This window comes from Caballeronia ptereochthonis, assembly GCF_001545075.1.
GTDB lineage: Bacteria > Pseudomonadota > Gammaproteobacteria > Burkholderiales > Burkholderiaceae > Caballeronia > Caballeronia ptereochthonis.
Genome location: NZ_FCOB02000096.1, coordinates 1 through 1,181, shown reverse-complemented (window position 1 = coordinate 1,181; position 1,181 = coordinate 1). Strand labels below are relative to the sequence as shown.

Here is a 1,181-nt window from a genome sequence, read left to right as displayed (position 1 = left end):
ACCACGAGCGCGACGATCGGCGGCACGGCGTACACGTTCGCAGGCAGCAACGCGACCAGCACGGTGTCGGTGGGCGCGGCAGGCAAGGAGCGCACGATCACCAACGTTGGGGCAGGCCGTCTCTCGGCGACTTCAACCGATGCGGTGAACGGCTCACAGCTGTATGCAGCGGATCAGGCGATCAACCAGAACACGTCGGATATCTCGAACGTGGCGGGCAGCGTTACCAACATCGGCAACCAGATCAACAACGTGTACAACACGGGCACGAAGTACTTCCATGCGAACAGCACGGGTGTAGATTCGACGGCCACGGGGGTGGATTCGGTGGCGATCGGCTCGGGTGCGGTGTCGACCAACAAGGGCGACGTGGCACTGGGTGCGGGTTCGACGACGGCAGCGGTGGTGAACACCACGAGCGCGACGATCGGTGGCACGGCCTACACGTTTGCTGGCACGGCTGCGACGAGCACGGTGTCGGTGGGCGCAGCGGGCAAGGAGCGCACGATCACCAACGTGGCGGCGGGCCGTGTGAGCGCCAGCTCGACGGACGCGGTGAACGGCTCGCAGCTGTATGCAGCGGATCAGGCGATCAATCAGAACACGTCGGATATCTCGAACGTGGCGGGCAGCGTGACCAACATCGGCGGTAACGTGACCAACCTGGGCAACCAGATCAACAACGTGTACAACACGGGCACGAAGTACTTCCATGCGAACAGCACGGGGGTAGATTCGACGGCCACGGGTGTGGATTCTGTTGCGATCGGCTCGGGTGCGGTGTCGGCCAACAAGGGCGACGTGGCGCTGGGTGCGGGTTCGACGACGGCGGCAGTGGTGAACACCACGAGCGCGACGATCGGCGGCACGGCGTACACGTTCGCAGGCAGCAACGCGACCAGCACGGTGTCGGTGGGCGCAGCAGGCAAGGAGCGCACGATCACCAACGTGGCAGCGGGCCGTCTCTCGGCCAGCTCGACCGATGCGGTGAACGGCTCGCAGCTGTATGCAGCGGATCAGGCGATCAACCAGAACACGTCGGATATCTCGAACGTGGCGGGCAGCGTTACCAACATCGGCGGTAACGTGACCAACCTGAGCAATCAGATCAACAACGTGTACAACACGGGCACGAAGTACTTCCATGCGAACAGCACGGGTGTAGATTCGACGGCCACGGG

Annotated in this window: 1 protein-coding gene; it reads left to right on the top strand. The window is 63.6% G+C overall.

The genetic code is table 11. The annotated features are described in order from the left end of the window. On the top strand, positions 1 to 1,181 hold a 1,181-nt coding region (locus tag AWB83_RS35605; RefSeq protein WP_374729159.1), incomplete at both ends, for a YadA family autotransporter adhesin.